The organism is Winslowiella sp. 2C04 (genome assembly GCF_050037805.1).
Lineage (GTDB): Bacteria > Pseudomonadota > Gammaproteobacteria > Enterobacterales > Enterobacteriaceae > Erwinia > Erwinia toletana_A.
The window spans coordinates 4,927,064-4,947,744 of the sequence record NZ_CP188300.1; the positions used below are offsets into that span (position 1 = coordinate 4,927,064).

Sequence of the window (20,681 nt, forward strand, 5' to 3'; positions counted from 1 at the left end):
TAGGATCCTTACGCTTTGGACGGTAGTTCTTCAATGGTGAGATTATGGTTGGTGTAGATACAGATATCACCTGCAATGCCCAACGCTTTTTCCACGATATCGCGTGCGCCGATATCGGTATTTTCCAGCAGCGCGCGAGCGGCAGCCTGAGCGTAAGGACCACCTGAACCGATGGCAATAAGATCGTTCTCTGGCTGAATCACGTCACCGTTACCGGTGATAATCAGCGAGGCGTTTTCATCGGCGACCGCCAGCAGGGCTTCCAGCTTGCGCAGCATACGGTCGGTACGCCAGTCTTTCGCCAGTTCCACAGCCGCTTTCACCAGATGTCCCTGATGCATTTCCAGCTTACGTTCAAAGAGTTCAAACAGGGTGAAGGCATCTGCGGTGCCGCCAGCAAATCCGGCGATGACCTTGTCGTTGTAGAGACGACGCACTTTTTTGACGTTGCCTTTCATCACGGTATTGCCGAGAGTAGCCTGGCCATCACCGCCAATCACTACCTGGCCGTTGCGTCGTACACTTACTATTGTTGTCACGGGCAGACCCCTTGTTACAGTCGGAAGATGTCCCTGCACGCGTGGTGCAGGGCATTATGCAACAAGATATGGGGCGAGTTTGACGGGTTTCAACCCCCAACCGCGAGTGGAATGCAGTTTGAGTGGCCTGAACCACGCAGGCGCTTCAGCGTACTGTCGGCGCTTGCACGATTGTTGTACGGGCCAACCACCACGCGATTCCATCCGCCACCGGTGGTAATCCGGCTCTCAAATCCTTCGAATGCCAGTGCGGCACGAGCAGACTCAGCCTGGTCGGTGCCTTTGAAGGAACCGCACTGCACCATCCAGCTTTGTGTTTTCGGTTTCTCTTCTTTCTTCTCTTCTTTCGCCTTCGCCGTTTCCTGCGGTTTAGCCGCTTGTACCGGTGCCTGACGAACGGGTTCGCGCGTGACTGGCGCTACCGGTTGAGTTTGCTGCTGCTGCATGCGTGACTGCTGCTGCAACTGGTTTTGCTGCGACAGGCGCTGCTGCTGTTGCTTAGCCTGTTGCTGTTGTTGCTGCTGCTGAAGCGTTTGTTGGCGCTGAGCAGGTGTCTGCTCATTCCACGGTACTTCATTCAGCTGAGTCGGCGCCTGGCGCATATCGGCCTGCATCTGCTCCAGCAGCTGGCGCTGTTCATTGGTCAGTTGCGTCTGGGAGCGTACTTCGCCGCCGGCAGATGGCTCTTTCGGTATCGGCACACCAATCTGACGATTTTCCAGCTCTTTTATATAGCGCCAGCGCTCTTCAGGTTTTGGCGGCAGGCCATTACCTGTGGCTTTATGATCGGGAATGACCGGCACTTCCTCTTTTTTGTGATGGGCAATAAACCATAAGCCACCAACAAATGTGATCAATACCGCTGCAGCCAGAACCACCATCAGTTTGGATACACCTGATCCACTGCTGCGTTTTTTGCTGCGACTGTTACTCTTTTTGCGACGCGTCCCTGTCGAACGCCCGCGGCCTACATAATCTTTTTGTGCCACTATCGTTCCGCTAATATCAAATAAGAAAATGCACGCCGGGCAAGCGATGGTGAGCGGTGCTTAAGTCAGCACATTATCAGCCCGGCTATTAGCACGTCATGTTACTCAAGGGCTGGAAGTTTGACCAGCAGTGAGTCACCTAAGAATCTGCTGAATCTCACATTGGGATAAAACAGCCGGTTATTTATTACGCCCGGCGCGCGCGCTGCTGCCGCGAACTTTTAATTCAAAATCGAGCAGCCGCGACCCGTTACTGACCAGTTTTCCCTGTAACTGTTCCAGTAACAATAGCATCGCTTCGCGTCCAATATTAAAACGCGGCTGAGCGACGGTGGTCAGTGATGGGTCACTGTAGCGGGACAGCTCAATATCATCGAAGCCAACCAGCGAGATATCCTGCGGTACGCGCAAGCCCATGCTTTTCGCCTGCGACATGGCACCGAGCGCCATAATGTCGCTATGACAGAATAGCGCATCTGGCGGTTGTGGTAGCGCCATCAGCTGTTTAAATGCTGCTGAGCCCGCTTCAAACGTGAAATCACCACGCACAATATAGTCGGCATCGACGGCCAGGCCGTTACGGCGCAGCGCCTGAATATAGCCCTGCAGACGATAATGACAGAGTGGCATCTCTTCCGGCCCGGCAATACAGGCGATGCGACGATGGCCGAGCTGATGCAGATGACTGACCGCTTCAAAAGCGGCGGTCAGGTTATCAATATGCACCGTGGGTAACTCAAGTTCTGGCGCAAACTCATTGGCCATCACCATCGGCGGCAGATTACGCTGCTCTTCCACCCCGGTTTCAAACGGCAACTGCGAGCCAAGTAACACCATGCCGTCGATTTGTCGCGTCAGCATCAGGTTTAAAAATGATTTTTCCTGCTGATTCTGATGGGCGCAGTCACCAATCAACACCAGATAGCCTTCGGCGGCGGCAGTCACCTCCACGCCGCGAATAATCTCGCTGAAAAATGGGTCGCAAATATCCGGCACAATCACCAGGATGGTACGTGATTCACTGCGTTTAGCATTGCGCGCCAGCGCATGTGGGGAGTAGCCGACATCGATTACCGCTTGTTCAACTTTTTGCCGCGTTGCCGCTGAAACCTTTTCCGGATTCATCAGTGCGCGTGACACGGTGGCCGTTGAAACCCCTGCTCTTTCAGCCACATCTTTCATTGTAGCTGCCGTTGTCTCTGGATTGTGCTCCAACACTCTTCTCCTCACGCCAGCAAAGCTGACCTGACCAACTGGATTTTATGCGAACTATCATAGTCGTAGCGTGTCTGCGACTATTTGCGGATGACCATCACATTCTTAACAGATTGTGTTGAGATGCTGTTACTTAATTTGCATAAAAATTGTGACTTAATCGACTTTTTTCGATCCTTCTCGCAGAACCTTTACGGTTCTGGCTCTGCGATCAGCTTTCGCTGGGATCGACATCAAGCGTCCACTTGACCTTGCGCGACAGGGGCAGGGTGCTGACCAGCGGCAGGCTGGTTTTCAGCAGGCGCTGTAACAGCGCGCGTGAGGGATGCTGCAACAGTAGCTGCCAGCGATAACGACCACTGCGTTTTGCCAGCAGAGCGGGAACCGGGCCCATGGCCCACAGCGCCTCATCTTTTAACGGACTGGCTTCAAACAGGTTACGCAGCTGTTGCAGAAATGCGGCGGCCTGCTGATTGTCGTGATCTTCGGCGCGGATCAGTACATGGCTGGTATAGGGTGGTAAAAATACGCTTTTACGCTCCTGCAGCGTCTGGCTGGCAAAGGCGTCATAGCCCTGATGCAACAGCGTTTGCAGCAGAGGATGATCCGGGTGATGAGTTTGTAATAACACTTCGCCCTGTTTACCCGCGCGACCGGCACGCCCGGCAACCTGGGTATACAGCTGGGCGAAACGCTCTGCGGAACGGAAGTCGGCAGAGAACAGCGCGCCATCGACATCAAGTAGCGAAACCAGCGTAACATCAGGAAAGTGATGGCCTTTTGCCAGCATCTGGGTGCCCACCAGAATGCGTGCGCCGCCGCGATGTACCTCATTGAGATGTTGTTCCAGCGCGCCTTTGCGGCTGGTGGTATCACGGTCAATGCGTGACAGCGGTACGCCGGGAAACAGCGCGGAGAGGTTATGTTCCAGCTGCTCGGTTCCCAGACCGACCGGCACCAGGTGGGTGGAGCCGCACTGCGGACACTGGTGAGGCACCGGGCGCTGGCTGTCGCAGTGATGACAGCGCAGCTGGCGCTGGTTCTGATGCAGCGTGTAGTAGTGATCGCAGCGCTGACATTCGGCTATCCAGCCACATTCATGGCACAACAGCGCAGGCGAAAAGCCGCGGCGATTGAGAAACAGCAGTACCTGATTATCGGCTTGCAGGTGCTGACGAATTTTTTGAATCAGCGCCGGAGATAAGCCACCCTGCAACTTGACGCCTTTTAAATCGATCAGCTGCTGCGTCGCCTGACGCGCATTACCGGCACGTTTACTCAGGCTGAGCTGGCGATATTTGCCCATCTGCACGTTATGCAAGGTTTCCAGCGCTGGCGTCGCCGAGCCCATTACAATCGGAATGTCCTCTTCGCGCGCACGAAATACCGCCAGGTCACGCGCCTGATAGCGCCATCCCTCTTGCTGTTTGTAGGAACTGTCGTGTTCTTCATCGATAACGATGACACCCAGCCGGGCAAAAGGAGTGAACAGTGCGGAGCGAGTGCCAATGACGATAGCGGTTTCGCCACTGCGCGCGCGCAGCCAGACGGCAAGACGCTCGCTGTCGTTGAGTGCCGAATGCAGTACGTCGACGGGAGCATTAAAACGCTCGCGAAAGCGGGCGATGGTCTGCGGCGTCAGGCCAATTTCCGGCACCATAATCAGCGCCTGACGGCCACTGGCCAGCACGTTTTCCAGAATGCTGAGATACACCTCGGTTTTACCCGAGCCGGTAATGCCAGCCAGTAACCAGGCGGCAAAATGGTCATCTTCGCTACGGATCGCCCCGACGGCGGTTGCCTGCTCGGTATTCAGCCGCAGGCGTTCACCTTTTACCGCATAGTTGTCGCGCCAGTCGTCCGGCGCGCGTTGATGCTCACGCAGTTCACATAAGCCTTTAGCACGCAGCGATTGCAGAGTGGCATCCGTCAAATCCTGAGCGGTGACTTCATGACGATAGATTGGGCGCTGGCGCAGCGCGGCTAATGCCTGCTGCTGCTTTGGCGCACGCTTTAAGCTCTCGCTGGCGGTTTCACGACCCTGTTCAGTGATAAACCACTGCCAGAGCGGCGCCTCCAGTGCCGGTTTTCCCTGGCGCAGCAATACCGGGATGGCATGGAACAGCACTTCTCCTAACGGGTAATGATAATAGTCAGCCGCCCACAGCAGAATGCGCCACAGCGAAGGGGAAAACAGCGACTGCTGATCGAGTACTTCATGCACCGCTTTTAGCTGATCCAGCGGAAAGTCACTGCTTTCGCTCACGCCAACGACGATGCCGATGGCTTTACGTTTGCCAAAAGGGACGCTGACGCGTCCGCCAGTCACCACCTGCAGGTGGGCGGGCAACAGATAATCAAAATTGCGGGCAAGTGGAACCGGAAGCGCGACCTGAACAACGGGCATGAATTCATCCAGATGAAAAAAATGACGAGATAGTGTACACTGTGTAGTCTGGAATGTGCGGATTCGATTGCAGAGGGTGGTGATTTTCTGTATAGTTCGCCGCCTTTGATACCGCGTTTCAGTATCAATGACACCTAATTTTTTAATCTTCGTGTGGTGCCGGTGCAGGAAATTTCCTGGCACGGGAGAGCGACGCGGCCTTAACTGAGGTTTTCCCATGAAAAAAGGTATTCACCCAACTTACACTGAAATTACTGCTAAATGTTCTTGCGGTAACGAAATGAAAATCGGCTCAACTGTTGGCCGTGACCTGAACCTGGACGTTTGTGGCAAATGCCACCCGTTCTACACCGGTAAGCAGCGTGACGTTGCTAGCGGTGGCCGTGTTGACCGCTTCAACAAGCGTTTCAGCATTCCAGGCAGCAAAGCTTAATAAAACCGCTTACGGTTTTGTTAATAAGAAAAACCCGGCTTCGGCCGGGTTTTTTTATGGCTGGTATTCAGCAAAGTTAGCTTAAAGCGGAATTAATATTCCCAGGTATCCGGATCGACACCCATTTCACGCATAATCGCTTTTGCTGCTTCAGGGATTTCGTCGCTACGCTCTTTGCGTAAATCCACGTCATCCGGCAGCGGCTGTCCGGTAAAGGCGTGCAAAAAGGCTTCACACAGCAGCTCGCTATTCGTTGCATGACGCAAGTTGTTTACCTGACGGCGTGTACGCTCATCAGTTAAAATTTTGAGAACTTTCAGGGGGATAGAAACTGTTATTTTCTTAACCTGCTCGCTCTTCTTACCGTGCTCAGCGTAAGGGCTGATATATTCGCCGTTCCATTCAGCCATGGGTTACCTTAATAATTATCATTTAAAAGTGAAATTGTCGGAAATCAGCCAATTATGCCCGATCTTGCCGCTTCTCACTAATAAATGTCAGCGTTTTCTGCTTAACATCAAACAGTGATGCGCGTGGATTTCAGCCTGGCCAGACCCTGCATGTTACCCATTGCCGAATAACGGCAACCATTGGGAAACTGTTGGGCGTATGTCGCGTAATCTTAGCGGGTATTGACGCTTTGCTCAATCTATACGCAAAGACATTTAGATGTCCAGATGTATTGACGTCTATTGTCGTAATGCTATTCTGTACACCTTCTATTACTCTCCAGTCAGGAACAGTGAGCACCATGACGCGTAAACAGGCAACCATCGCAGTTCGCAGCGGTTTGAATGATGACGAGCAATATGGCTGCGTTGTCCCACCGATTCACCTCTCCAGCACCTATAACTTCACCGACTTCAACCAGCCGCGTGCCCATGACTATTCGCGTCGTGGTAATCCTACACGTGATGTGGTTCAGCGCGCATTAGCGGAGCTGGAAGGCGGTGCCGGCGCCGTGATGACCAACACCGGTATGTCCGCAATTCATCTGGTGTGTACTGTGTTCCTGAAGCCTGGCGATCTGCTGGTGGCCCCGCACGACTGTTACGGCGGCAGCTATCGCCTGTTTGACAGTCTGAGCAAGCGCGGTGCTTACCGGGTGAAGTTTGTCGATCAAAACGATGCGGCGGCATTGACGGCGGCACTGGCGGAAAAACCGAAGCTGGTACTGATTGAAAGCCCGAGCAATCCGCTGCTGCGGGTGGTGGATATCGCCGCAATCTGTCAAGCCGCACGTGAAGCAGGCGCGATCAGCGTGGTGGATAACACTTTCCTTAGTCCGGCATTGCAGAATCCGCTGGCACTGGGTGCTGACCTGGTGATCCACTCCTGCACCAAGTACCTGAATGGTCACTCGGATGTGGTTGCCGGCGCGGTGATTTCGAAAGATGCCGATACCGCCACTGAATTGGCGTGGTGGGCGAACAATATCGGCGTCACCGGCGCGGCATTTGACAGCTATCTGCTGTTGCGCGGTCTGCGCACCCTTGCACCACGCATGGCAGCGGCACAACGCAATGCGCTGGCAATTGTTGATTACCTGAAGCAACAACCTTTAGTGAAAAAGCTGTATCATCCTTCACTGCCGGAAAATACCGGCCATGAATACGCAGTACGACAACAACGTGGCTTTGGTGCCATGTTAAGTTTTGAGCTGAATGGTGATGAGCAGACGCTGCGTCGCTTCCTCAAAGCGCTGGAACTGTTTACCCTGGCAGAATCGCTGGGCGGCGTAGAAAGTCTGATCTCCCATACCGCGACCATGACCCATGCCGGTATGTCAGCGCAGGCGCGTGCCGAAGCGGGAATTTCAGAAACGTTGCTGCGTATTTCTGTCGGAATTGAGGATCACGAAGATTTAATAGCCGATCTGGATAATGCATTCCGGGTAGCGGCCGAGAGGTAATCATGAGTATTTCAGCAGTAGCAGGGACGCACAACGCGCGGCAATTGCATAAATTTGGCGGCAGCAGTCTGGCTGATGCCAAATGTTACCAGCGCGTGGCCGGTATTATGGCGGATTACAGTCAGCCGGGCGATCTGATGGTGGTTTCGGCCGCCGGTAGCACCACTAACCAGCTGATTAGCTGGTTGAAGTTAAGCCAAAGCGATCGCCTTTCGGCTCATCAGGTGCAACAAGCGCTGCGTCGCTATCAAAGCGAGCTGATCGGTGGCCTGCTGCCTGCTGAATACGCCGAACCGATGATTGCTGAGTTTATCCAGGATCTGGAAAAGCTGGCGGTCTTGCTGGATGGCAAAATTACCGATGCGATTTATGCCGAGGTGGTAGGGCACGGTGAAGTCTGGTCGGCACGCCTGATGGCGGCAGTGCTGAATCAACGTGATATGGCAGCCGTCTGGCTGGATGCGCGTGATTTTCTGCGCGCCGAGCGCGCGGCGCAGCCGCAGGTGGATGAAGGCAAATCCTGGCCACTGCTGCAACAGCTGATCGCCCAGCATCCGCATCAGCGCCTGGTGGTAACCGGCTTTATTTGTCGCAGTGATGCAGGGGAAACCGTGCTGTTGGGGCGTAACGGCTCGGACTACTCGGCCACACAAATTGGTGCGCTGGCGGGTGCATCGCGCGTCACCATCTGGAGTGATGTCGCCGGGGTCTACAGCGCTGACCCGCGTAAAGTGAAAGATGCCTGTTTGCTGCCGCTGCTGCGACTGGATGAAGCCAGTGAACTGGCGCGTTTAGCGGCACCGGTATTGCATACTCGTACGCTTCAGCCGGTTTCAGGTAGCGACATCGATCTGCAATTGCGTTGCAGTTATCAGCCAGAGCAGGGTTCGACCCGCATTGAGCGTGTGCTGGCTTCGGGTACCGGTGCGCGTATTGTCACCAGCCATGATGATGTTTGCCTGATTGAATTCCAGGTTCCGCCTCAGCACGATTTTAAAACACTGCACAAAGAGGTCGATCTGCTGCTGAAGCGCGCGCAGCTGCGTCCACTGGCTACCGGTGTGCATCCTGACCGTAACCTTTTGCAGTTGTGCTACACCTCCGAAGTGGTTAACAGCGCGCTGGATGTGCTGCAGGACGCCGCTTTGCCTGGCCATCTTCAGCTGCGTGACGGGCTGGCGCTGGTGGCGCTGGTGGGGGCAGGCGTCAGCCGCAACCCGCTGCACAGCCACCGTTTCTGGCAACAGATCAAAGATCAGCCGGTAGAGTTTATCTGGCAATCAGAAGACAGCATCAGCCTGGTGGCGGTGCTGCGTGTTGGACCGACCGCACATCTGGTTCAGGGTTTACATCAGTCGCTGTTCCGCGCCGAAAAACGCATTGGCTTGATGCTGTTTGGCAAAGGCAATATTGGTTCGCGCTGGTTAGAGCTGTTTGCCCGCGAGCACGAAATAATTTCTGCCCGTACCGGTTTTGAGTTTGTGCTGGCCGGGGTGGTGGACAGCCGCCGTAGCCTGCTGAGCTATGATGGACTGGATGCCAGCCGTGCGCTGGCGTTTTTTGAAGATGAAGCGGTTGCACAGGATGAAGAGTCGCTGTTCCTGTGGATGCGCGCGCACCCGTTCGACGACTTAGTGGTGCTGGATGTGACGGCCAGTGCACCGCTGGCCGATCAGTATCTCGACTTCGCCAGCCACGGTTTTCACGTGATCAGTGCCAATAAGGTGGCCGGTGCTGCCTGTAGCAATACCTGGCGTCAGATTCGCGATGCTTTTGCCAAAACCGGTCGCCACTGGCTGTATAACGCCACGGTAGGCGCGGGTTTACCGGTTAACCATACGGTGCGCGATCTGCGCGAAAGCGGCGACAGTATTCTGGCTATCAGTGGAATTTTCTCCGGCACGCTGTCGTGGCTGTTCCTGCAGTTTGATGGCACGGTGCCGTTTACCGAGCTGGTGGATCAGGCGTGGCAGCAGGGCTTAACGGAGCCGGATCCGCGTGTTGACCTTTCGGGTCAGGACGTGATGCGCAAGCTGGTTATCCTGGCGCGTGAAGCGGGCTATGATATTGAGCCGGATCAGGTGCGGGTCGAGTCGCTGGTGCCAGCCGGTTGTGAAAATGATTCGGTCGATCACTTCTTCGAAAATGGTGATGCGCTGAATGACCAGATGTCACAGCGTCTGGAAGCTGCGCAGGAGCTGGGGCTGGTGTTGCGCTATGTGGCCCGTTTTGATGCCAATGGTAAGGCACGCGTTGGTGTGGAAGCAGTACGACCGGAGCATCCTCTGGCCTCATTGCTGCCGTGCGATAACGTCTTTGCCATTGAAAGCCGCTGGTATCGTGATAATCCACTGGTGATCCGCGGTCCGGGTGCCGGGCGTGATGTCACTGCCGGGGCAATTCAGTCAGATATCAATCGTCTGGCGCAGCTGCTGTAGTTCTTTTTACTCTTCTTTCAGTGGCCGGTTATCCCGGCCATTTTCATCTAATCTCCGCCATCCTGAATCTCTTTCACCTTGATTGAGGATTTGTCACGCCTGTTGATCATTTTTATGTTGACGATTTCATCGCGATAGTTCAATTTAAGTGTCTGGACGTCTAAACGTATGGATGTTCAACTTACGCAGCAATAATCATAAGAAGCGATGGATGAGGTAACCGGATATGAGTTTTTTCCACGCCAATCAGCGCGAAGCGCTGAATCAAAGTCTGGCAGAGCTGAACGGGCAAATTAATGTCTCTTTTGAATTTTTTCCGCCACGCACCAGTGAAATGGAACAAACTCTCTGGAGCTCGATCGATCGTTTAAGCAGTCTGAAACCGAAATTTGTTTCGGTCACATACGGGGCTAACTCTGGCGAGCGGGACCGTACGCACAGCATCATTAAAGGCATTAAAGATCGCACCGGTCTGGAAGCGGCACCGCATCTGACCTGTATCGACGCATCTCGTGATGAGTTGCGCACTATCGCCCAGGATTACTGGAATAACGGTATTCGTCATATTGTGGCACTGCGCGGCGATTTACCGCCGGGCGGCGGCAAGCCGGAGATGTACGGCGCCGATTTAGTGGCATTGCTGCGTGAAGTGGGTGACTTTGATATTTCAGTAGCAGCTTACCCGGAAGTGCATCCGGAAGCGAAAAGCGCGCAGGCCGACCTGATTAACCTGAAGCGTAAAATTGATGCCGGGGCTAATCGCGCCATCACTCAGTTTTTCTTTGATGTTGAGAGCTATCTGCGCTTTCGCGATCGCTGCGTAGCGACCGGCATTGACGTTGAAATCGTGCCGGGCATTCTGCCAGTGTCTAACTTTAAGCAGCTACAGCGTTTTGCCACCATGACTAACGTACGTGTTCCGGGCTGGATGACGGCGATGTTTGCGGGGCTGGATGATGACCCTGAGACGCGCAAAATGGTCGGTGCCAATGTGGCGATGGATATGGTGAAGATCCTCAGCCGTGAAGGGGTGAAAGATTTCCACTTCTATACGCTGAACCGTGCTGAGTTGAGCTACGCGATTTGCCATACGCTGGGCGTGCGTCCGGGATTGGCCGCGGTATAAAGATTAAGGGCGGCATAGAGCCGCCCTTGGATTTTAAGGCCTGTCAGCCAGTGTTACGCATCCCGGCTGCGACACCGGCGATAGTTACCATCAGCGCCTGCTCGACGCGGGCATCAGGTTCACTACCTTGTTCTTCCTGCTGACGCGAACGATGCAACAGCTCGGCCTGCAGTACGTTCAGTGGGTCGGTGTAGACATTACGCAGCGCGATAGATTCCGCAATCCACGGCTGATCCTCCATCAAATGTGAGTCATTGGCGATGGTCAGTACCGCTTTAATATCAGACTCCAACTGGTCGCGCAGCTGTTTGCCCAGCGGCCACAATGATTTATCCACCAGACGCTGATCGTAATATTCTGCCAGCCACAGATCAGCTTTAGAGAACACCATTTCCAGCATCCCCAGACGAGTTGAGAAGAATGGCCAGTCACGGCACATGGCTTCCAGCTGATCCTGATGACCTTCTTCCATCGCTTTATGCAGCGCTGCACCGGCACCCAGCCAGGCAGGCAGCATCAGACGGTTTTGTGTCCAGGCGAAGATCCAGGGAATGGCACGCAGTGACTCTACGCCACCGGTTGGGCGGCGCTTCGCCGGACGTGAGCCGAGTGGCAATTTACCCAGTTCCAGTTCCGGCGTTGCCGAGCGGAAGTAAGGAACGAAGTCCTCATTTTCACGCACATAACCACGGTACATTTCGCAGGAGACTGCCGACAGCTGATCCATAATGCTGCACCACTCATTTTTCGGTTCCGGCGGTGGCAGCAGGTTAGCCTCCAGAATCGCACCGGTATACAGCGAAAGGCTGGAGATGGTGACTTCCGGCAAGCCATACTTAAAGCGGATCATCTCACCCTGTTCGGTCACGCGCAGGCCGCCTTTCAGGCTACCCGGCGGTTGTGACAGCAGTGCCGCATGGGCCGGTGCGCCGCCGCGGCCAATGGTGCCGCCACGTCCGTGGAACAGCGTCAGCGCGATACCAGCCTTCTCACAGGTTTTGATCAGCGCATCCTGAGCCTGATACTGCGCCCATGATGCCGCCATCACACCGGCGTCTTTCGCTGAATCAGAATAGCCAATCATCACCATCTGTTTGCCCTGAATAAAGCCGCGATACCAGTCAATGTTTAACAGCTGGCTCATGACGTCATTGGCATTATTCAAATCATCAAGGGTTTCAAACAGCGGGGCGACCGGCATCGCATAGGTGATACCGGCTTCTTTCAACAGTAAGTGAACCGCCAGAACATCTGAGGGCGTCTTCGCCATCGAGATGACGTAAGCGGCGATAGAGCCTTTCGGTGCTTCTGCCGCGACGCGACAGGTATCCAATACTTCACGGGTATCGGCGCTCGGTTCCCACTGGCGCGGTAACAGTGGACGTTTTGAATTCAGTTCACGCACCAGGAAAGCCTGCTTATCGGCTTCAGACCAGCTTTCATAATCGCCGAGACCCAGATAGCGCGTCACCTCGGCAATCGCTTCGGTATGGCGGGTGCTTTCCTGACGGATATCAATACGCACCAGCGGCACACCAAAGCATTTCACCCGGCGCATCGTATCCAGCAGCTGTCCGTTGGCGATGATGCCCATGCCACAAGCTTGCAGTGACTGATAGCAAGCGTAGAGCGGGTCCCACAGCTGTTCGTTAGAGATCAGCAGATCAGCAGGACGCGGCGGACGTTCGCCTTTCAGGCGGCGTTCGAGGTAAGCCTGGGTATTCGTCAGCTGGCTGCGCAGGTTTTTCATGATCTCGCGATACGGTTCGAGCGCTTCCGGATTACCGCAAAGTTGACGTACTTCATCATTACATTCAGACATCGACAGTTCGGAAACCAGCACGGCAATATCACGCAGGAACAGGTCGGTGGCTTTCCAGCGGCTGAGTTGCAGCACGTGGCGGGTAATGTCGGAGGTCACATTCGGGTTACCGTCGCGGTCGCCGCCCATCCAGGAGGTGAACTGCACCGGCACAAAGTCGACCGGCAGCTTGTAGCCAAACGATGCTTCAACCTGTTCATTCAGTTCTCGCAGGAAGCTTGGTACGCCTTCCCACAGGCTGTTTTCCACCACCGCAAAGCCCCATTTGGCTTCATCAACCGGTGATGGGCGATATTTACGGATTTCATCGGTGTGCCAGGCCTGGGCAACCAGCTGACGCAGGCGGCGCATAATCTGGCCGCGATCGTAATCAGAGAGATCGTTATGGTCGAGCTGCTTCAGGCAGGTATTCACCTCGACCAGTTTATGAATCAGGGTACGGCGGGTGATTTCAGTCGGGTGTGCAGTCAGCACCAGCTCCAGTGACAGCGACTCGATCGCTTCACGGATTGCGCTTTCGGTCAGATTGGGCTGTTGTTTCAGGTGCTCAAAGGATCTGGACAGCATCTCGGGATGATTAGCGCCTTCACCTTTCGGGGAAATAGTGTGGTATTGCTCGGCGGTATTGGTCAGATTCAGAAACTGACTGAACGCGCGGGCGACCGGCAGCAGTTCATCATTCGACAGATTTTGCAGCGTATTGAGCAATTCCTGACGGTGAGCGTCATTTCCCGCACGGGATGACTTGGAGAGTTTACGGATGGTTTCCACCCGGTCGAGGATGTTCTCTCCCAAAGCATCCTTGATGGTATCCCCGAGCAGTTTGCCGAGCATACTGACATTACTTCGCATTGCGGAATATTGTTCGTTCATATGACCCCTGACACCCTTATATTTTTTGTAACTTTATTTCACCCAGACGGGCATAACTTCGTCTTTTATCTAGCCATGTAACTATCCATTCGTCAATTGACTTAATTGAGCAGCATCCTGATGCTAAATGACGGTAATTTATGAAATTTAATTACATCAAAGCGAGATAAGTTATTCTTATCACTAAACACGGGATAAATCTGGGGCAAGTGGCTGGTTTTACAGATATTTACCCCATTGTCGCTTAGTGATGGCAAAAGTGATGCACCACCTGAGCGATTAGCTCACGAGTGGGCTTAATAAATGCCGTATCGATAAATTCATCGGGCTGATGCGCCTGATTAATTGAGCCTGGACCCAGAACCAGCGTTGGGCAAATCTGTTGAATAAACGGCGCTTCGGTACAGTAGTTAACCACTTCGGTGGGCGTCCCTAACAGTTTCTCGACTACCTGCACCAGTTGATGATCGGGCGGACATTCATAGCCCGGAATCGGCGGATGCAACTCACCTACCGTCAGGCGACCCGGCCAGCGCTCACTTACCGGTGCCAGCGCTTCGTTTAACAAGCCATCAAGATCGCTCAGCGTCAGGCCAGGCAACGGACGAATATCCATATGCAGCTCGCAGCAGGCGCAGATACGGTTTGCCGCATCACCACCATTAATATGGCCGAAATTCATCGTCGGATAGGGAATTGCAAACCCATCGTGATGGTAGCGCTCTTTCAGCGTGTTACGCAGATTCATCAGATGGCCAATCGCATCGTGCATCAGTTCAATCGCATTGACGCCACGACCTGGATCGCTGGAGTGGCCTGATTGCCCCTCAATGCGAATAGCGTGTGACAGGTGGCCTTTGTGCGCGCGCACCGGCTTCAGTGACGTCGGCTCACCAATAATCGCGCAGTCCGGGCGCAGCGTGGTGGATTCCGAGAAATAGCGCGCGCCAGCCATGGTGGTTTCTTCATCGGCAGTCGCGAGGATATACAGCGGTTTTGTTAACGTTGAGACATCGACATCACGCAACGCATCAAGAATAAACGCAAAGAAACCTTTCATGTCGGCGGTGCCGAGGCCGTACAGCTTATTGTCGTGTTCGGTCAGGGTGAAAGGATCGCGCGTCCAGCGGCCGTCGTCATACGGCACGGTATCGCTGTGACCGGCTAACAGCAGGCCGCCAGCACCGAGACCGCTCTTCGCCAGCATATTGAATTTATGGCGAGTACCGGGTACCGGCTGAACCTCCACGCTGAAGCCAAGGTCGCGAAACCAACCGGCCAGCAAATTGATTAAAGTTTCATTACTCTGATCGAGCGCGCTGTCGGTAGCACTGATTGATGGTATCGCGATCAACTGGCGGTATAGTTCAATAAAAGGGGGTAATTTTGTCTTCACTGTTGACAGTCCTTGGGTTAGGATAGTATCAATATTCATGCATTAATAGTGAATAAAAATACATTAACGTCAGGCTTTAGGGAACGGTTAAATGTGCCCTGAACAAATAAACGCCTGGCATCGTGGGTCAGAAGCCTAAACGGCTGCAACCCGGAATTTGGTGACTGTAAAAAGGTATACAGCCTGATGTTGAATACGCTGATTGTTGGTGCCAGCGGTTATGCTGGTGTAGAGCTTGCGACCTATCTGAATCGCCATCCGCATATGAACATAACCGCTTTAGCGGTTTCAGCGCAAAGCCCGGATGCAGGAAAATTACTCTCCGAGCTTCATCCGCAGCTGAAAGGCATCGTTGATATGCCTTTACAGCCGCTGAGTGATGCTGCCGAGTATGCTGGCAAGGTTGATGTGGTATTCCTCGCCACCGCCCACGAGGTCAGCCACGACCTGGCGCCTGAATTCCTGAAAGCCGGCTGTGTGGTGTTCGATCTCTCTGGCGCTTTCCGCGTAAACGATGAGAACTTCTACACCCAATACTACGGTTTTACCCATCAGCATCAGCAGTGGCTGGATAAAGCTGTTTATGGCCTGGCCGAGTGGCAGCACGACAGAATTAAAGAAGCGCAGCTGATTGCGGTGCCGGGATGCTATCCGACCGCGGCTCAGCTGGCGCTGAAGCCGTTGATCGAAGCCGATCTGCTGAATCGCGATCAGTGGCCGGTGATCAATGCCACCAGTGGCGTCAGCGGTGCCGGTCGTAAGGCCAGTATTAACACCAGTTTCTGCGAAGTGAGCCTGCAACCCTACAACCTGTTTGCTCATCGCCATCAGCCGGAAATCGCTGAACATCTGGGGATGCCGGTAATTTTTAACCCGCATCTGGGCAATTTCCCGCGCGGTATTCTGGAAACTATTACCTGTCGCCTGAAAGCCGGCATCAGCCGTGAAGATGTGGCGGAAGCGTTGCACAACGCCTATCACGACAAACCACTGGTGCGTCTGCATGACAAGAACCTGCCAGCGCTAAAATCTGTGATTGGTCTGCCGTTCTGCGATATTGGTTTTGCCGTACAGGGCGAGCATGTGATCCTCGTTGCGGCGGAAGATAACCTGCTGAAAGGCGCGTCTTCGCAGGCGGTGCAGTGTCTGAATATCCGTTTCGGTTTCCCTGAAACGCTGTCACTTATTTAACTGACGAGTTTGAGAACATTATGACCAATCCACTCATTATCAAACTGGGCGGTGTGTTACTGGACAGTGAAGAGGCGCTGGCGCGACTGTTTGACGCGCTGGTGACTTATCGTGAATCTCACCAGCGTCCGCTGTTAATCGTGCATGGCGGTGGCTGTCTGGTGGATGAACTGATGAAGAAACTGGCGCTGCCGGTTCAGAAGAAAAATGGCCTGCGGGTGACGCCTGCCGATCAGATCGACATCATCACCGGTGCGCTGGCAGGAACCGCCAACAAAACGCTGCTGGCGTGGGCGAAGAAATATGCTATCAATGCTGTTGGCCTGTGTCTCGGTGACGGCAATAGCGTTAACGTGACGCAACTTGATGAATCACTGGGGCATGTTGGTAATGCGACGCCAGGTTCCCCGGTGTTAATTAATACCCTGCTGGCGGCTAATTTCTTGCCGGTAGTGAGCTCAATTGGCATTACTGATGCTGGCGAACTGATGAACGTCAATGCTGACCAGGCGGCGACGGCGCTGGCTGCCACGCTCGGTGCTGACCTGATTCTGCTCTCTGACGTCAGCGGTATTCTGGATGGCAAAGGTCAGCGCATCGAAGAGATGACCGCCGCGAAAGCCGAGCAGCTGATTGCGCAGGGCATTATTACCGATGGCATGATTGTTAAAGTTAACGCCGCTCTCGATGCTGCCCGTACGCTGGGACGTCCGGTCGATATCGCCAGCTGGCGTAACGCTGAACAGTTGCCAACTTTATTTAACGGTGTGTCCATTGGCACCCGGATTCTCGCATAACGAAACGTTTTATATTCAAGGATTAAAAGATGCAAAACCAAGGCATTAAGAAAATCGTTCTGGCTTACTCCGGCGGTCTGGATACCTCAGCAATCATTCCATGGCTGAAAGAGAATTACGGCGACTGCGAAGTGGTCGCATTTGTTGCCGATATCGGTCAGGAGCGTGGCGATCTGGAAGGCGTTGAGCAAAAAGCGCTGCAGTCGGGCGCATCCGAGTGCCATGTAGTCGATCTGCGTGAAGAGTTTATCCGCGATTACGTCTATCCGGTGCTGCAAACCGGTGCGCTGTACGAAGGCACTTATTTGCTGGGTACTTCAATGGCGCGTCCAATCATTGCTAAAGCCCAGGTTGAGCTGGCACTGAAAGTGGGTGCTGATGCACTGTGCCACGGCGCGACCGGCAAAGGTAACGACCAGGTGCGTTTTGAAACCACCTATACCGCGCTGGCACCCCAGCTGAAAGTTGTGGCTCCATGGCGTGAGTGGAACCTGCGTTCCCGTGAAGCCCTGCTGGATTACCTGAAAGAGCGTAACATCCCGACCACCGCGTCACTGGAAAAAATCTATAGCCGTGATGAAAACGCCTGGCACATCTCGACCGAGGGTGGCGTGCTGGAAAGCCCGTGGAATGCACCAAACAAAGATTGCTGGGTCTGGACCGTTGATCCGCTGGAAGCACCGGATCAGCCTGAGCAGGTCACCATCAAAGTCGAAAAAGGCTGTGTAGTGGCGGTAAACGGCGAAGCACTTAGCCCGTTCCAGTGCCTGGAAAAACTGAATGTGATCGGCGCCAAACACGGCGTGGGTCGTATTGATATCGTGGAAAACCGTCTGGTGGGTATCAAATCTCGCGGTTGCTACGAAACGCCTGGCGGCACCATTATGGTCAACGCCCTGCGCGCGGTTGAGCAGCTGGTTCTGGATCGCGACAGCTTCAAATGGCGTGAGCAGCTGGGCCTGGAAATGTCTTACGTAGTATACGATGGCCGCTGGTTCGCGCCACTGCGTAAATCCCTGCAGGCTTCCGCTGAAGCACTGGCTGAAGAAGTGAACGGTGAAGTGGTTCTGCAACTGTACAAAGGCCAGGTGACTGCGATTCAGAAAAAATCGCCGAACAGCCTGTACTCTGAAGAGTTTGCGACTTTTGGCGAAGACGAAGTGTATGACCACCGTCACGCGGGCGGCTTTATCCGTCTGTTCTCGCTCTCTTCACGCATCCGTGCACTGAACGAAAAGAAATAATTCGAACTCTGTAGTGGGCGGCGTTTTCGCCGCCCGTCTTAATGGCAATACCTATTCATTTTTATCAAACGGAGCAATAACATGGCACTTTGGGGTGGACGGTTTACTCAGGCAGCAGATCAACGTTTCAAGCTTTTCAACGACTCGCTGCGCTTCGACTATCGTCTGGCAGAACAGGATATTGTCGGTTCCGTCGCCTGGTCCAAAGCGCTGGTAACGGTTAACGTGCTGACCGAGGACGAACAGCAGCAGTTAGAACAGGCATTAACCGTGTTGCTGGAAGAAGTGCGTGCGAATCCGCAGCAGATTCTCGAAAGCGATGCAGAAGATATTCACAGCTGGGTGGAAGGGCGTTTAATCGATAAAGTCGGCGCGCTGGGTAAGAAACTCCACACTGGCCGTAGCCGTAACGATCAGGTCGCTACCGACCTGAAGCTCTGGTGTAAAACCGAGGTCAGCGAATTGCTGAGCGCCACGCGTCAGCTGCAGCAGGCGCTGGTCGCCACTGCCGAAGCTAATCAGGATGCCGTGATGCCTGGTTATACCCACCTGCAACGCGCGCAGCCGGTTACCTTTGCTCACTGGTGTCTGGCGTATGTTGAGATGCTGGCGCGTGATGAGAGCCGCCTGCAGGACACCCTGAAGCGCCTTGACGTCAGCCCACTGGGCTGTGGTGCGTTGGCCGGTACCGCCTATGAAATCGATCGTGAGCAGCTGGCGGGCTGGTTAGGCTTTGCGTCGGCAACCCGTAACAGTCTGGATACCGTTTCCGACCGCGACCACGTGTTAGAGCTTCTCTCCAATGCCTCAATCGGCATGGTGCACCTGTCGCGTTTCGCTGAAGATCTGATTTTCTTCAATACCGGTGAAGCCGGCTTTGTTGAGCTGTCCGACCGTGTGACGTCCGGCTCCTCGCTGATGCCACAGAAGAAGAATCCGGATGCGCTGGAGCTGATTCGCGGTAAATGTGGCCGCGTACAGGGCGCACTGACCGGCATGATGATGACGCTGAAAGGTCTGCCGCTGGCTTATAACAAAGATATGCAGGAAGACAAAGAAGGGCTGTTTGATGCGCTCGATACCTGGTCCGACTGTCTGCATATGGCGGCGCTGGTGCTGGATGGCATTCAGGTGAAGCGTCCACGTTGCCAGGAAGCGGCGGAGCAGGGTTATGCTAATGCGACTGAACTGGCGGATTATCTGGTTGGTAAAGGCGTGCCATTCCGTGAAGCGCACCATATTGTCGGTGAAGCGGTAGTGGAAGCGATTCAACAGGGTGTGGCGCTGGAAGCACTGAAACTGGCTGATTTGCAGAAATTCAGCAGCGTGATTGGCGATGATGTCTATCCGTTCCTTGCGCTGCAATCCTGCCTCGATCAGCGTAATGCCAAAGGTGGCGTCTCTCCGCATCAGGTTGCCCTGGCGATTACTGAAGCGAAACAACGTTTGGGCTAAGCGCATAACGGAAGGGAGCCGTAAAAGGCTCCCTTAAGCTATCTGTTACGCAGTGGCGAAGAACTGCTCCAGATCGTCACTACCACCGATATGGCGACCGCCAATAAACACCTGTGGTACGGTGGCGCGGCCGGTTACGGCGCGCAGGCTGACGGTGGTGGCATCCTGACCCAGCACGATCTCTTCGTACTGAATGCCCCGGTCCAGCAGCATCTGTTTCGCTTTGGTGCAGAACGGACAACCGGGTTTAGTAAACAGTGACACTGATTCCTGCACTTTAAATTCTGGTGCCAGGTAGCGCAGCATGGTATCCGCATCGGAAACTTCAAACGGGTCACCCGGTTTGTTTGGTTCAACAAACATCTTCTCTACCACACCGTTACGCACCAGCATTGAATAACGCCATGAGCGCGGGCCAAATCCGAGATCGGCTTTCTCAACCAGCATCTCCATGCCACGGGTAAAGTCACCGTTGCCATCAGGAATAAAGGTGATGTTGTTGGCATGCTGATCGGCTTTCCACGCGTTCATCACGAAGGTGTCATTCACCGAAACGCACAGAATGCTGTCGACGCCGTGCTGAGCGAATACGCTGGACAGCTCGTTATAGCGTGGCAGGTGGCTCGACGAACAGGTCGGGGTAAATGCACCTGGCAGTGAAAACACGATTACCGTTTTATCTTTAAACAGCTCATCAGTTGTAACGTCGATCCAGCGATCGCCCTGACGCGTATGAAAAGTGACCTGCGGGATGGACTTACCTTCCTGACTTGCAAACATAAAGTACCTCGCGGTTAAGATTAATGAATTTGGCCCTTGCCTGAATGCTGAACATTATTGCTTT

16 protein-coding genes are annotated in these 20,681 nt (G+C 54.1%); 8 read left to right on the forward strand and 8 right to left on the reverse strand.

Going from position 1 to position 20,681, the window contains the following annotated elements; genetic code table 11:
• Positions 1-8 precede the first annotated feature (8 nt).
• From hslV to priA, 4 genes are all read right to left on the reverse strand, one after another.
• On the reverse strand, positions 9-539 hold the full coding sequence (gene hslV, locus ACP3TC_RS22420; RefSeq protein WP_004154863.1) for an ATP-dependent protease subunit HslV: 531 nt from the start codon (positions 537-539) through the stop codon (positions 9-11).
• A gap of 89 nt (positions 540-628) precedes the next feature.
• Positions 629-1,528: a cell division protein FtsN gene (ftsN, locus tag ACP3TC_RS22425; protein ID WP_426817278.1), complete on the reverse strand. Its 900-nt coding sequence runs from the start codon at positions 1,526-1,528 to the stop codon at positions 629-631.
• A gap of 180 nt (positions 1,529-1,708) precedes the next feature.
• Complete coding sequence (gene cytR, locus ACP3TC_RS22430) at positions 1,709-2,743, reverse strand: DNA-binding transcriptional regulator CytR (RefSeq protein ID WP_313857834.1); 1,035 nt, start codon at positions 2,741-2,743, stop codon at positions 1,709-1,711.
• Between the two features lie 211 nt (positions 2,744-2,954).
• Entirely contained in the window at positions 2,955-5,150 is a 2,196-nt protein-coding gene (gene priA / locus ACP3TC_RS22435; protein ID WP_313854488.1) for a primosomal protein N', read from the reverse strand.
• Positions 5,151-5,367: 217 nt separating this feature from the next.
• Here priA and rpmE point away from each other — a divergent pair, with 217 nt between their 5' ends.
• A complete protein-coding gene (rpmE, locus tag ACP3TC_RS22440; RefSeq protein ID WP_313854487.1) occupies positions 5,368-5,583 on the forward strand; it encodes a 50S ribosomal protein L31 in 216 nt (71 codons plus the stop codon).
• A gap of 92 nt (positions 5,584-5,675) precedes the next feature.
• Here the strand turns inward: rpmE and metJ are convergent, their stop codons facing one another.
• Positions 5,676-5,993, reverse strand: a complete 318-nt coding sequence (metJ, locus tag ACP3TC_RS22445; protein ID WP_125290568.1) for a met regulon transcriptional regulator MetJ — start codon at positions 5,991-5,993, stop codon at positions 5,676-5,678.
• A 341-nt stretch (positions 5,994-6,334) separates the two neighbouring features.
• Here metJ and metB point away from each other — a divergent pair, with 341 nt between their 5' ends.
• The 3 genes from metB to metF all read left to right on the forward strand — a co-directional run bounded on the left by metB (position 6,335) and on the right by metF (position 11,059).
• Positions 6,335-7,495, forward strand: a complete 1,161-nt coding sequence (gene metB / locus ACP3TC_RS22450) for a cystathionine gamma-synthase (protein ID WP_313854485.1) — start codon at positions 6,335-6,337, stop codon at positions 7,493-7,495.
• A 2-nt stretch (positions 7,496-7,497) separates the two neighbouring features.
• Entirely contained in the window at positions 7,498-9,933 is a 2,436-nt protein-coding gene (locus ACP3TC_RS22455) for a bifunctional aspartate kinase/homoserine dehydrogenase II (protein WP_313854484.1), read from the forward strand.
• 226 nt (positions 9,934-10,159) lie between these two features.
• A complete protein-coding gene (gene metF / locus ACP3TC_RS22460) occupies positions 10,160-11,059 on the forward strand; it encodes a methylenetetrahydrofolate reductase (RefSeq protein WP_426817279.1) in 900 nt (299 codons plus the stop codon).
• 43 nt (positions 11,060-11,102) lie between these two features.
• Here metF and ppc read toward each other — a convergent pair whose 3' ends face one another.
• Together ppc and argE are read right to left on the reverse strand one after the other, a co-directional pair.
• Entirely contained in the window at positions 11,103-13,754 is a 2,652-nt protein-coding gene (gene ppc / locus ACP3TC_RS22465) for a phosphoenolpyruvate carboxylase (RefSeq protein ID WP_313854481.1), read from the reverse strand.
• Positions 13,755-13,998: 244 nt separating this feature from the next.
• Positions 13,999-15,150, reverse strand: coding sequence for an acetylornithine deacetylase (gene argE / locus ACP3TC_RS22470; RefSeq protein WP_313854479.1), 1,152 nt, complete (start codon positions 15,148-15,150; stop codon positions 13,999-14,001).
• Between the two features lie 186 nt (positions 15,151-15,336).
• Between argE and argC the strand changes: the two genes are divergently transcribed.
• From argC to argH, 4 genes are all read left to right on the forward strand, one after another.
• Complete coding sequence (gene argC, locus ACP3TC_RS22475) at positions 15,337-16,341, forward strand: N-acetyl-gamma-glutamyl-phosphate reductase (RefSeq protein WP_426817280.1); 1,005 nt, start codon at positions 15,337-15,339, stop codon at positions 16,339-16,341.
• Between the two features lie 20 nt (positions 16,342-16,361).
• On the forward strand, positions 16,362-17,138 hold the full coding sequence (argB, locus tag ACP3TC_RS22480; protein WP_313854477.1) for an acetylglutamate kinase: 777 nt from the start codon (positions 16,362-16,364) through the stop codon (positions 17,136-17,138).
• A gap of 29 nt (positions 17,139-17,167) precedes the next feature.
• A complete protein-coding gene (locus ACP3TC_RS22485) occupies positions 17,168-18,382 on the forward strand; it encodes an argininosuccinate synthase (protein WP_052901678.1) in 1,215 nt (404 codons plus the stop codon).
• An 81-nt stretch (positions 18,383-18,463) separates the two neighbouring features.
• Positions 18,464-19,837: an argininosuccinate lyase gene (argH, locus tag ACP3TC_RS22490; protein ID WP_426817281.1), complete on the forward strand. Its 1,374-nt coding sequence runs from the start codon at positions 18,464-18,466 to the stop codon at positions 19,835-19,837.
• A gap of 45 nt (positions 19,838-19,882) precedes the next feature.
• Here argH and ACP3TC_RS22495 read toward each other — a convergent pair whose 3' ends face one another.
• Positions 19,883-20,617 (reverse strand): redoxin family protein, encoded by a 735-nt coding sequence (locus ACP3TC_RS22495; RefSeq protein WP_313854472.1) that lies wholly within the window; start codon positions 20,615-20,617, stop codon positions 19,883-19,885.
• Positions 20,618-20,681: the final 64 nt, after the last annotated feature.